Genomic DNA, 12,585 nt, shown 5'->3' with positions numbered 1-12,585 from the left:
TAACTGCAGGTATCGCAAAAGGCCGCGTGAACACTGTTCACGCGGCCTTTTTGTTGGCGGTTACAACGCGCCCGACCAGCCGGCCAGGGTCAGGCCCCGGCCATTCAGCGCATCAATCAAGCCGAGCATGCTGTCGAAGCGTTTTTCATGCAGCGTCGGCCAGGCCGGGCGCTCGATGAAGTAGCGGCCGGATTCGTGGTTGATGCGTGTCTTGACGATGAGGTTGTCGCGCCCGCGATGCAGCAGCGATGTACCGCCAGGCTCTCTCGTCAGGGTGTACATCCCCGGACGGGTCAGCAGTTTCTCGGTGTTCTCGATCGACCGGGCAGCCCACGGGGTTTCCATTTGCAGGCGCAGATCGCTCTTGACCACGCCCGTGGGCCTGCCGTCCTGGTAAACGAACGTTCGGCCTGGGTCTGGCTGGTATCCGCTGGCCTGGCTCTTGGGCACGTCCTCTATTCGCAGCCCGAGAGCGCCTTCCGTTTCGCTGACGCCGATGGCGCCTTCATAGGTGTTGGCATGGGAGTTACCCATCAGCGCGATCCACTTTTGTGGCCCCCTCGCAGCGCGGTCGGCCTCGATGATCGTGTGGGCGTAGTAGTTCATCATTTTCTGGCGGGTCGTGCGCTGTAGGCCTTTCATGCCGCTCAGACGATAACTGGCCATGCAGTCGATTGCCTGAATCCGCACGCCTTTGTTGCGCGCGGTCTTTACCAGCTCAAGGAAGGTGTAGCGCCCCATCGGATCGGTCATGTGGCCCTGATCCAGCAATTGCAGGTAACGCTCCAGATCCCGGGGCATGACGCCGGTGCGGTAATAGTTGTTCAGCGATACCTGGTGGAAATCGGTCATCAGGTGTTCCAGATACAGCGTCTGCACGCCCCGGCGGCTGAGTTCCGGCATGTTTTCGATCAGCCAGCGTTTGCTGCCGACATCGCCGTGGCTCTCTCCGATGGCCAATCCGTCGTAGTGATTGATCCACCAGTCGATGAACGCCTCGGGGTCGGCGGCCGGGTCGACTGGCGGCACTGCCCGACGGGGCGGGAGTTCCAGTTCGGCGTAAAAACGTGTGGCCTCCTGATGCAGTTTTTGGCGCAGGGCCCGGAAGGTTTCCATGCCGGTGTCTTCGTCCAGGCTGACGAATTGATCGCCGAGTGTGCGGCTGTCAGGGTTCAAGGCCGACGGCTTTAATTCCCCGCGAAACGCTTGTGGAATTTCATACGGCGAATCGAACAGCGCCTTGTCGGGCATCATGGACTCCGGGTCGGCGGTCGCACTCGTGGCGGTAGCGGTGGCGGACGTCTCGATGACCGGCGACTGGCCTGCCTTTGGATCGATGCGCACGCGTCTCAGCGACAGACCTTCATCTTCCAGCGCGATGGCGAGTTCATGCACGCTGTCGAAGTGGCGTCCGCTGACCGAAGTCCAGCGCGGGCGAACGATGGAAAAACCGCCGGCATCGTGCTGGATCGGTGTGCGAACCAGTGTGCCGTCGCCGCTGCGATGAATCAGCGTGGTGGATTCCTCGATCATGAACATGCCACCTCTGGGCAAGGCCTCCTCGATGTTGCGGGCCGTGATCGTTGGCGAGGCCTCCAGTTGCAGGCGCAGGTCGCTCTTGATCAGATCAACGGTCTGGCCCAGCAGGTCGTGGACCTTTTTGCCCGGATCGGTCGACACTCCACCAGCCTTGCCCACCGGCACTTCTTCTACCCGAATCGCAACGACACCTTGCTGCTCGCCGAGGCCGGGAACACCTTCAAGAACGCTGGCCCGTTCTTCGTCGACCAATGCCACCCAGGGGTTGGCGCCGTGGGCAGCCTGGTCGGCGCGGATCGCGGTGTCGGAAAAGTAGTTCAGCATCTTGCGGCTGCTGACCTGCGAAGTGTGCTCCATGGTCGGGAAGCGGCGACTGGCCATGCAGTCGATGGCTTGTACGCGGATATGATTTTTCTGTGCGGCCTTCACCAGTTCCAGATAACTGTGGGGACCTGTCGGATCAGTGCCCAGGTGGATATCGATGGCTTTCAGGGATTCTTCCAGAGAAGTCGGCAGCTTCCCGGTCCGGTGGAACACATCGAGGTCGGCCTGATGGAAGTCGGTCAGCAACTGGTCCAGGTACAAGGTTCTGACTTTCTGCTTGTTCAGTGTCTTGAAGTTGTCGATCAGCAGTTGCCGGGCGCCGGTGGTAGCGTTTTCCTGGCCGATCACCAGACCGGGTATCTCCTTGAGCAGTCGTTTGCTCATGTCGGCGAACGAAGTCGAGGGCTTGAAGGTTGGCACCATCGGGCGTGAGGGCAGGCTTGGGGTGGAATAGAAGTCGATGGCGTCGTCATACAGGCTGCGCCGCAGCGTCTTGAAGTCCTGATAGAGGCTGTCGCTGTGCTCCACGCGGTCCAGCGGAAAGTCATCGAGGCGGTTTTCGGCCAGTGGTCGCAGTTCCGTTGCCGACGTTTGCGCAACGTCATACGGCAGCGGTTCGCTCGCAAGCTCCGGCAGCGGGCTGGACGTGTGTCCCCAGGGCCATTCGCCGAAGATTTTCATGCCGCCCCGCAGGCCGGGGCGGGCAGCCGGTTCCCATTTCAGTGCCTCGTTCAGGCGTACCGGCACGTTGCGATAGAACGAGTAAGGATGAACCGGATCGATGATGACCCAACTGCGCATCTGCTCGACATAACGGACTTCATAGAAACCGTCGCCACCGGCGCGCCGCATGTAAATGTAACGCTTGCCCGAAGGGGTCTGAATGATCTCCTGAAGCTTCGGATGTTCGGGGTCGATGAGCGTGGGTTCGTTGATGGTGGTCTTGAACGATTCGAGAAAATCCTCCGGTGCAGCCGGGAGCACCTGTTTCGGCGCGATTTCCTCCAGCGGCGGCAATGGCGTGCGAGTCGGTGTCGTGCCGACGAGATGTTCTTCTTCCTCGATGACCATGGAGGTTTCGGCAATTTCCGGAAGTGCGCCTTCCCCCCTGAGGAACGTTGCGTTGAACAGGGTATCGATGGCCGTGAAGATCGCAGCGGTCACCGCCGACTTGCGGGCTTGCGGGGTTTTGCCGTTGACCGCCTGATCGATCTGCAGGCCGACGTTGGCGATGCCCGCACCGACCACCGCCAGCGCCACCGGCCAACCCACGGCTGCCATGGGGCCGAACATCCGGTTGAAGGCGTTGAGGTAGCCGATCCACAGCTTTTTACGCAGATCGCCGTTGGTATGCATCATGAACGTGGCGTCGCTGAGCATGCGCGCGTGGGTGGCGCTGGCGAGGAAGGTGAAGGCGTCACCGGTCAGGGTTTCGGCGGTGCTCTCGACCAGTTTGTGATCGTTGCTGTCCCAAGTGGTCACCAGCAGGTCGAGGACGTGATTGAGCCCGACGTTCTCGATATGCGGTTCACGGAAAAACATTGAGGCCAGGTTTGCCCCGGGATTCAACGCTTCGAGCCATTGTTTCTTGGCGTTCTGTCGCCAGGCGGTGTCCTCCATGATGTCGTGGTCGGCGACCTGAAAATGCGCCATGAAGCGTTTGCGGTCATCAGGCTTCCTGATTTTCGACAGCACCCACCAGTGCACATGGCGGTCGGACTGCAAGGCATGCACGCCCCAGGCTTCTCCGGGGACATAGATCATTTTTCGGCCCTGGGCATCGATGATGCACAGGATGTCGGTCGCCACGAATCCGCCGATCTTCAGCAGGCTGACGCGAATTTCCCTGGCTGGCGGAACCTCGTCTTCGAGCATCTGGCGGGGCACCGGCCAGCTGACATTGCCGGCCACGGCCTTGACCACGGTCTTGAAGTTTTCATCCGAGAGCCGGCCGCTTTCGCGGTCTTCCATGGCCTTGGCGAGGAAGGTGCATTTGGCTAGCGCACGGAAGGTCTTGCTGTGTTTGTTCCAGAACGACTTGATCTTTTTCTGGTAGCGATCGGAAAAGTTGATGGCCCAGAACGCCTTCAGCACGTCATTGGCGTGCAGCCGTACTTCGTTGCTTTCGTCGTAATTTCCAGCGTTCGGGCCGGCGGTGTAGAACCCGGCATCGGCGTCGAGCAGATCGGCGTTGTCCTGGTCGTGCACACTGAAACGCTGAATGACCAGTTGCGGCAGGGTCATCGACAGGCGTGGGGTTTCCAGCCGATGTTCCCAACCGGTGAAGGTTCGCGAACTGCTCTGAGCCGAGTGAAAACGGTGGAAATAGACCTGTTCCGGTTCCAGATGGGCGAGGTCATGGCTGGCAAGAATCTCCCGGGCGATCGCGCAGGCCATTTCATACAGGTCGGGGCAGGCTTCGACCAGGTTCGGGACCAATAACTTGAGTGCCTCTCGGTCACCGGTGTTGGGTAGTTTGCTGTCTTGAAGGGTGTCCACAGTCTTTCCTTGATCGTGGGTGGTTGAACGCAGCGACGATCATTTCAGGGTGGCGGGTGATACGTCTGTCAGACCGCAGGACGACGTGTTGTCGTATGAGGTGATGGGGTGCATAGGAAAACTCCGCTGCCAGCGAACGAAACCAGCACCCGGGCGGAGCCTGAGTGTTCCGCCCGGGGGGGCAACTCACTGGCGACCTGATAGCCGATCATTGCCCGCTGGCGTGCTCGAAGTGCGGTGCATATGTACTACCTGCCAGGCGCGTTCCCGAGCTATGGGCGGACGGGTCGCTGCGGCCATCCGCCGCGCTGCCCTTACTGTTTCGCAAGCGCAGGTGTATCGTATTCGCCTTTTGCGGGCGCCCAGGCCTGCGGCTGATTCGTGAGGTAGTTGAGTTCATGTCCTTTACCCGTCGCCAAATTCTCGGAGGCCTGGCCGGTCTTGTTGTCGTAGGTGTTGGCGCAGGGGGCGCTTCGCGTTACTGGCTCGGTAAAATGGCCGATGCCAACGCGGGTCATGACTACGAGCTGATCGCGGCACCCCTGGACGTTGAGCTGGTGCCGGGGCACAAGACCGAAGCCTGGGCTTTCGGCCCCTCGGCGCCGGGCACCGAATTGCGCGTGCGCCAGGGTGAATGGCTGCGGGTGCGCTTCATCAACCATCTGCCGGTCGCCACCACCATCCATTGGCATGGCATCCGTCTACCGCTGGAAATGGACGGCGTGCCTTACGTCTCGCAACTGCCGGTGCTGCCGGGCGAATACTTCGACTACAAATTCCGCGTGCCGGATGCCGGCAGCTATTGGTATCACCCGCACGTCAGCAGCAGCGAAGAGCTGGGGCGCGGGCTGGTCGGGCCGCTGATTGTCGAAGAGCGCGAGCCCACCGGCTTCAAATACGAAAAGACCCTGAGCCTGAAGAACTGGCACATCGACGACGAAGGTAATTTCGTCGAGTTCAGCATCCCCCGTGAAGCGGCCCGTGGCGGTACGGCGGGGCGTCTGTCGACGATCAATGGTGTGCCGTCACCGGTGATCGAATTGCCGGCCGGGCAGATCACCCGGGTGCGGCTGCTCAACCTCGACAACACCCTGACCTATCGCATCAACATTCCTGGAGTCGAAGCGCAGATCTACGCGCTGGACGGCAACCCGGTGCAGCCGCGCCCGCTGGGCAAGGAATACTGGCTCGGGCCGGGCATGCGCATCTGCCTGGCGATCAAGGCTCCGGCGGTGGGCGAAGAGCTGTCGCTGCGCAACGGCCCGGTACGCCTGGGGACGTTGCGTTCGGTGGCCAACACGGATGCACCGACGGACTGGCCCCCTGCGTTGCCCGCCAACCCGGTGGCCGAGCCGGATCTGGCGAATGCCGAGAAACTCAACTTCAATTTCGAATGGGTCGGTTCGGTGTCGGTCAATGTCGACAACGGCAAGCCGCCGAGCCTGTGGCAGATCAACGGCAAGGCCTGGGACATCACCGACAAGACCTGCGCCGACCGGCCGATCGCCAGCCTGAAGCTGGGCCAGAGCTACATTTTCGAACTGAAGAACATGACCCAGTACCAGCACCCGATCCACCTGCACGGCATGAGTTTCAAGGTGATCGCCTCGAACCGGCACAAGATCGTGCCGTATTTCACCGACACCTATCTGCTGGGCAAGAACGAGCGCGCGCAAGTGGCGCTGGTGGCGGATAACCCTGGGGTGTGGATGTTCCATTGCCATGTGATCGACCACATGGAAACCGGCCTGATGGCCGCCATCGAGGTGAAGTGATGCGCCAGATTCGCCCGGCGGCGATCATCGACCGCAGCCGCGACCGCGACTTCATGCACGAAGCCCTGGCCCTCGCGGCGCAAGGCGCGGCGCTTGGCGAGGTGCCGGTGGGCGCGGTGCTGGTGCAGGATGGCGAGATCATCGGGCGCGGGTTCAATTGCCCGATCAGCGGCAACGACCCCAGCGCCCACGCCGAGATGGTTGCGATCCGCGCGGCCGCCCAGGCGGTCAGCAACTATCGTCTGCCCGGCAGCACCCTTTACGTGACCCTGGAGCCGTGCAGCATGTGCGCCGGTTTGATCGTCCATTCGCGCATCGCGCGGGTGGTCTACGGTGCGCTGGAGCCCAAGGCGGGGATCGTGCAGAGCCAGGGGCAGTTCTTCACCCAGGGCTTTCTCAACCATCGGGTGTTGTATGAGGGGGGCGTGCTGGCGGAGGAGTGCGGGGCGGTGCTGACCGAGTTCTTCAGAGCAAGGCGCGCCAAGTCTTCTGACTGAATACAAAACTCAATGTGGGAGCGGGCAGCCCGCTCCCACAAGGTAACCCGGATTATTTCTTCGCGACGATCACCGCGCGCATCGGCGCCGGCAACCCTTCAATGGTCTTGCTGTGATCCTCGGGGTCGAGGAAGTCGCTCAGCGATTGATACTTCATCCACTCGGTGCTGCGCTGTTCCTCGACGGTGGTGAAGCTCACGTCCACGCAACGCACGTCGGTGAAACCGGCGCGGCGCAGCCACAACTCCAGCGCCGGCACCGAAGGCAGGAACCACACGTTGCGCATCTGCGCGTAACGATCTTCCGGCACCAGCACCTGCTGTTGATCGCCTTCGACCACCAACGTCTCCAGCACCAGTTCGCCGCCCTTGACCAGGCAGTCCTTGAGCGCCAGCAGATGCTCGATCGGCGAGCGACGGTGGTAGAAAACTCCCATGGAAAACACCGTGTCGAAGCCTTCGAGGTTCGGCGGCAGGTCTTCGAACGGGAAGGGCAGGTGCCAGGCGTTCGGTTCCGACAGGTAACGCTGCACGGCCTGGAACTGGCAGAAGAACAGCCAGTTCGGATCGACGCCAATCACGCTGTCCGCGCCGGCGCCGAGCATGCGCCACATGTAGTAGCCGTTGCCGCAGCCGACATCGAGGATGCGCTTGCCCTTGAGGTCCAGGTGCGGGGCGACCCGCGACCATTTCCAGTCCGAGCGCCATTCGGTGTCGACATGTACGCCGAACAGATCGAACGGCCCTTTGCGCCACGGCGACAGGCCCATCAGCGCGGTGTGCATCTGTGCGCGGGTGGCTTCGTCGCAGTCGGTGTCCAGTTTCAGGCCGTCGAGCAGATCGACTTCGCTCGGCTGGATCTTCGGCAGGGCGTCCAGCGCACTTTGCCAGCGCTCCAGGTCGCCGTGACCTTTCTCCATTTTCTTGTCGAGCTGCACTTGCAGGGTGTTGGCCCATTCGGCCAGCGGGGTGCCGGCCAGGCGGCGGGCGAGGGGGGACAGATCAATCATGGCAAGGCAATCAACGAAGCAAAGTTAAGACACTGGAACCACGGCACGACTTTCGAGAACCCGGCGGCCAACAGGCGTTCGCGGTGTTCTTCGAGGCTGTCGGGCTTCATGACGTTTTCGATGGCGCTGCGCTTCTGGGCGATTTCCAGTTCGCTGTAGCCGTTGGCGCGCTTGAACGCAACGTGCAGGTCGGTGAGCAGCGCGTGTTCTTCGGCGTCGTTGAAACGCAGCTTCTCCGAGAGAATCAGGGCGCCGCCCGGCAACAACGACTGGCGGATGCGCGAGAGCAGCGCGGTGCGTTGCTCCGGGGCGATGAATTGCAGGGTGAAGTTCAACGCCACCACGGAGGCCGGTTGAAATTCCAGGGCCAGGATATCGCCCTCGATCACCTCGACCGGCAGCAGCTCCTGGAACATCGAGTTCTGCGCGTTGAGGTATTCGCGGCAGCGCTCGACCATCGCCGCCGAGTTGTCCACCGCGATCACCCGGCAGCCGTCGCTGCGTACGTGCCGGCGCAAGGCCTGGGTCACGGCGCCGAGGGACGCACCGAGGTCGTAAAGCACGCTGTCGGGTTGAGCGAACTGCGCCGCGAGTACGCCGAGGTTTTCGACAATGGTCGGGTAACCCGGCACCGAGCGCTTGATCATGTCCGGGAACACCCGCACCACGTCCTCGTTGAAGGCGAAGTCGGGCACCTGGGCCAGGGGCTGGGCGAAAATGCGATCGGGTTCTTTGCTCACGGCGGTTCCGGCGGTGTCGGTGGAGAGGGCCGGCATTTTAGCCAAATTGACGCGGGGATGCGCGGGTTGGCGGATAAAGCGCTTTCTGGCGATGCTCGCCTCCCTCGGGCGGGAGCGAGCATCGCCCTTTATGGGGTCGCGCGTTTGCTCTGCGAGAACGCCGAAGCGGTGATCCCCCACTGGCCGAGCCAGTAGCTGAGGATGATGACGTAGGGCGCGGCATTGAACGGTGCCACGAAGCGGTTGATGCCGATCACGCTGTCGGAGAACACGAACGCCACCGCACCGGCCGCCGCCAGCAACGCCGAACGCTGCGGCACGCCGCTACCGAGTCGGGCGAGGGCGCGCCAGAGCATCGCGCTGATGGCGGTGCCGTAGACGATCACCGGCACCAGCAATGGACCCAGACCATGGGAAATCAGAATCCCCAGCAGAACGGCACCCAACGCAATCGCGAGCATCAGCGGCAGCAGTGCCAGGCGCCGGCAATCGCTGAGATAGGCTTTGAGGTAGGCCAGATGGGCAACCAGAAACGCGCCGAGGCCAAACACGAACAAATCCCCCGGCCACGCCAGCAATACATCGCCGACCAGGGAAAAAATCAGGCCGAGGCTGATCCAGCGCCGATAGTCGCTGGCCGGAGCATCATGCAGCCAGCCGAGCAGCGCCAGCACCGGCAACGGTTTGACCAGCAGGCAGAGCAGCGCCGCGTGGGTGCTCAATCCGTAGAGAAACGTCACCGCGCCCATCAGCGCCAGAATCAGCCAGCCCATGCTCAGTTCACCGTAATGGCGCAGTCAAAGGTTTCCACCGGCAGCACTTCCGGCGCCCACGGCTGCTGCGAGGTCAGGCGCAGGCGCCCGGTGCCGGTGGCGAAAGCCTGGAAGCGCCAGGTCGAAAGGCCGGCGGCACCGACCACACCGGCGTCCTCTGGATTGCTGTAGACCTCGGGACTCAGGGCGCGCAACACGCCGCCAGCGGAATCCTGGATCGCCCAGCGGTAACCGGTGGTGGGATTGCTCGGCAGAGTGACGATCAGGTTTTGCCCATTGACCAGCCGCACCGGGCATTCGCTCTGTTTTTCCACCGTCAGGTTGGTTTTCGGTTGCGTGGCGCAGGCGGCCAGCAGGGCGAGGGACAGGGGGACAAGCAGGCGAATGGGGGACATGGGGGCAGCAGCTCCGACGTTGGCGACGAACGGCGAGCATAACTGAAGATGAGACAAAGTGTGACAACGCCAAGCCCCTCACCCTGACCCTCTCCCGGAGGGAGAGGGGACTGACCAAGGTGTCTGGCGTTATACATCGACCTGGAAGATCGAGTGGATTATGGATTCAGCGAAGAGCTTTCAGGTCGACGCATCTCTGAAGCATCGCACAATCGGCGCCCTCTCCCTTTGGGAGAGGGCTGGGGAGACGATGTCGAAGCCCCTGATCGCTCAAGCCGTCATCAGAAAAGCACCTTAGCCACATCCGCAAAGCGCTTGGCAAAATGCGCGGTGATGCCTTCTTTCAGGTAATCCGGCAACTCCTCGAAGTTGCCCCGGTTCGCTTCCGGCAGGATCAGCTCGAAAAGCTTCTGCCGCCGCGCCGCGATCACCTTCTCGCGCACCCCGCCAATCGGCAGCACATGCCCGGTCAGCGTCAGTTCGCCGGTCATCGCCACGCCTTTTTTCGGCGGCTGGTTGCGGGCCAGGGAGAGCAGGGCGCTGGCCATGGTCACCCCGGCGCTCGGGCCGTCCTTCGGTGTCGCGCCTTCCGGCACATGCAGGTGGACGAAGGCTTCGTCGAAGAATTTCGGATCACCGCCAAACGACTTCAGGTGCGAGCTGACGTAGCTGTAGGCGATCTCCGCCGATTCTTTCATCACGTCACCCAGTTGCCCGGTGAGTTTGAAACCGCGATTCAACGTGTGGATCCGCGTCGCTTCGATCGGCAATGTCGCGCCGCCCATGCTGGTCCAGGCCAGCCCGGTGATGACGCCGGTGCCGGACAGCACTTGCTCGTTACGGAACACCGGATGACCGAGGGACGCTTCGAGGTCTTTCGGGCCGAGCTTGATCACCGCTTTCGGGTCGTCGATCAGCTTCATCACCGCTTTGCGCACCAGTTTGCCCATCTGTTTTTCCAGCTGGCGCACCCCGGCTTCACGGGCATAACCGTCGATCAAAGCCTTGAGGGCGCTGTCGCTGATGCTCAGGCTGCCCTTGGACACGCCGGCCTTCTCCAACAGCTTCGGCCACAGGTGGCGCTTGGCGATGGCGACTTTTTCTTCGGTGATGTAGCCCGCCAGGCGAATCACTTCCATCCGGTCCAGCAACGGGCCGGGAATCGAATCCAAGGTGTTGGCGGTGCAGACGAACAGGACTTTCGACAGGTCCATGCGCAGGTCGAGGTAGTGGTCGAGGAATTCGACGTTCTGCTCCGGATCGAGGGTTTCCAGCAGCGCCGAGGCCGGGTCGCCCTGATAGCTCTGGCCCATCTTGTCGATCTCGTCGAGCATGATCACCGGGTTCATCACCTCGACGTCTTTCAACGCCTGCACCAGTTTGCCCGGCTGGGCCCCGATGTAGGTGCGGCGGTGACCCTTGATCTCGGCCTCGTCACGCATGCCGCCAAGGCTGAAGCGGTAGAACGGCCGGCCGAGGGATTCGGCGATGGATTTACCGACGCTGGTCTTGCCCACGCCCGGCGGGCCGACCAGCAGCACGATCGAGCCGCTGATCTCGCCTTTGTAGGCACCGACCGCGAGGAATTCCAGGATTCGGTCCTTGATGTCGTCGAGGCCGGCGTGGTGTTTGTCCAGCACCTTGCGTGCGTGCTTGAGGTCGAGCTTGTCCTCGCCATACACGCCCCAGGGCACCGAGGTCGTCCAGTCGAGGTAGTTGCGGGTGACCGCGTATTCCGGCGAGCCGGTCTCGAGGATCGACAGCTTGTTCATTTCTTCTTCGAGGCGTTTCTGCACCTGCGCCGGCAGGACCTTGCCTTCCAGACGCTGCTCGAACTGTTCGAGGTCGGCGCTGCGATCGTCCTTGGTCAGACCGAGTTCCTGCTGGATAACCTTGAGCTGTTCCTTGAGGAAGAACTCGCGCTGGTGTTCGCCGATCTTGCGGTTCACTTCTGCGGAGATTTCTTTCTGCAGCCGCGCGACTTCGACTTCCTTGCGCAGCATCGGCAGGACTTTTTCCATGCGCTTGAGCATTGGCACGCAGTCGAGTACGCCTTGCAGCTCGGGGCCGGTGGCGGAGGTCAGGGCGGCGGCGAAATCGGTCAGCGGCGACGGATCGTTGGGGCTGAAGCGGTTGAGGTAGTTCTTCAGCTCCTCGCTGTACAGCGGGTTGAGCGGCAGCAGTTCCTTGATCGCGTTGATCAGCGCCATGCCGTAGGCCTTGACCTCGTCGGTCGGCTCGGTCGGCTGGTGCGGGTATTCGACTTCCACCAGATACGGCGGACGGTGGTGCTTGAGCCAGGTCTTGATGCGCACGCGGCTCAGGCCCTGGGCGACGAATTGCAGTTTGCCGTTTTCACGGCTGGCGTGGTGGACCTTGACCAGGGTGCCGTACTGCGGGAGTGCTTTGGTGTCGAAGTGGCGCGGGTCTTCCTGGGGCGTGTCCATGAAGAACAGCGCCAGGGAGTGGTGTTCGGATTTGCTGACCAGTTCGAGGGTTTCGGCCCAGGGTTCTTCGTTGACGATGACCGGCAGGACCTGGGCCGGGAAGAACGGGCGGTTGTGGATCGGGATGACGTAGACCTTGTCCGGCAGGTTCTGGCCGGGCAGGGCCAGGCCTTTGCCGGTGGAGTGGTGTTCGATGTGGTCGGTCTGGGTGTAGTCGTCGGGGCTGTCCGGGAATTCTTGCTGGTCGCTCATGGGGCACCTGCGCAATGGGGTATGGGTCTTAGATGGGGCGCGGGTTTGGTGGTTTCAATGGGGCTGGGTGTTTCTGGTTGTGTGTTCAGGGTTTTGACAGTTTTTGGGCTTTTGCTTTGGGCTTGGCGGCCTCTGGGCCGACCAGGCTCTGGGGGTTGGGGTGAATATCCGTTTCTGCGGGTGTTTTTGCTGGCGGTTTCGCCCTTACGGCGAGTCACCTTTTTCAGACGCCAAAAAGGTAACCCAAAAGGCTTTGCCCCGGCGTACGGCCCCTCGCCTAGGCTCGGGGTTCCTTCGTTACGGGATTCATCCGGGGGCATCGCCTACGGTTTGCT

The 12,585-nt window shown here is 62.1% G+C and carries 8 protein-coding genes; 2 read left to right on the top strand and 6 right to left on the bottom strand.

Going from position 1 to position 12,585, the window contains the following annotated elements; all coding sequences use genetic code 11:
• Window positions 1–60: 60 nt before the first annotated feature.
• A complete protein-coding gene (locus KVQ74_RS24355) occupies window positions 61–4,362 on the bottom strand; it encodes a membrane-targeted effector domain-containing toxin (RefSeq protein WP_217833920.1) in 4,302 nt (1,433 codons plus the stop codon).
• 398 nt (window positions 4,363–4,760) lie between these two features.
• Between KVQ74_RS24355 and KVQ74_RS24350 the strand changes: the two genes are divergently transcribed.
• Together KVQ74_RS24350 and tadA are read left to right on the top strand one after the other, a co-directional pair.
• Window positions 4,761–6,137, top strand: a complete 1,377-nt coding sequence (locus KVQ74_RS24350; protein WP_217833919.1) for a multicopper oxidase family protein — start codon at window positions 4,761–4,763, stop codon at window positions 6,135–6,137.
• Window positions 6,137–6,634, top strand: coding sequence for a tRNA adenosine(34) deaminase TadA (gene tadA, locus KVQ74_RS24345; protein WP_217833918.1), 498 nt, complete (start codon window positions 6,137–6,139; stop codon window positions 6,632–6,634). The genes KVQ74_RS24350 and tadA overlap by 1 nt, the downstream gene beginning before the upstream one ends.
• 52 nt (window positions 6,635–6,686) lie before the next feature.
• Here the strand turns inward: tadA and cmoB are convergent, their stop codons facing one another.
• From cmoB to lon, 5 genes are all read right to left on the bottom strand, one after another.
• Window positions 6,687–7,643, bottom strand: a complete 957-nt coding sequence (cmoB, locus tag KVQ74_RS24340; RefSeq protein ID WP_217833917.1) for a tRNA 5-methoxyuridine(34)/uridine 5-oxyacetic acid(34) synthase CmoB — start codon at window positions 7,641–7,643, stop codon at window positions 6,687–6,689.
• Window positions 7,640–8,419 carry a carboxy-S-adenosyl-L-methionine synthase CmoA gene (gene cmoA, locus KVQ74_RS24335; protein ID WP_217833916.1) on the bottom strand — a complete coding sequence of 260 codons (780 nt, stop codon included), beginning with the start codon at window positions 8,417–8,419 and terminating at the stop codon, window positions 7,640–7,642. Before cmoA ends, cmoB begins: the two co-directional genes overlap by 4 nt.
• 92 nt (window positions 8,420–8,511) lie before the next feature.
• Window positions 8,512–9,156 carry a lysoplasmalogenase gene (locus KVQ74_RS24330; protein WP_217833915.1) on the bottom strand — a complete coding sequence of 215 codons (645 nt, stop codon included), beginning with the start codon at window positions 9,154–9,156 and terminating at the stop codon, window positions 8,512–8,514.
• 2 nt (window positions 9,157–9,158) lie between these two features.
• Window positions 9,159–9,551, bottom strand: a complete 393-nt coding sequence (locus KVQ74_RS24325) for a protease inhibitor I42 family protein (RefSeq protein ID WP_217833914.1) — start codon at window positions 9,549–9,551, stop codon at window positions 9,159–9,161.
• A 281-nt stretch (window positions 9,552–9,832) separates the two neighbouring features.
• Window positions 9,833–12,250, bottom strand: coding sequence for an endopeptidase La (gene lon, locus KVQ74_RS24320; protein ID WP_225930165.1), 2,418 nt, complete (start codon window positions 12,248–12,250; stop codon window positions 9,833–9,835).
• Window positions 12,251–12,585: the final 335 nt, after the last annotated feature.

It is taken from the genome of Pseudomonas botevensis, assembly GCF_019145475.1.
GTDB lineage: Bacteria > Pseudomonadota > Gammaproteobacteria > Pseudomonadales > Pseudomonadaceae > Aquipseudomonas > Aquipseudomonas botevensis.
This window is presented reverse-complemented; position numbering and strand designations above follow the sequence as displayed.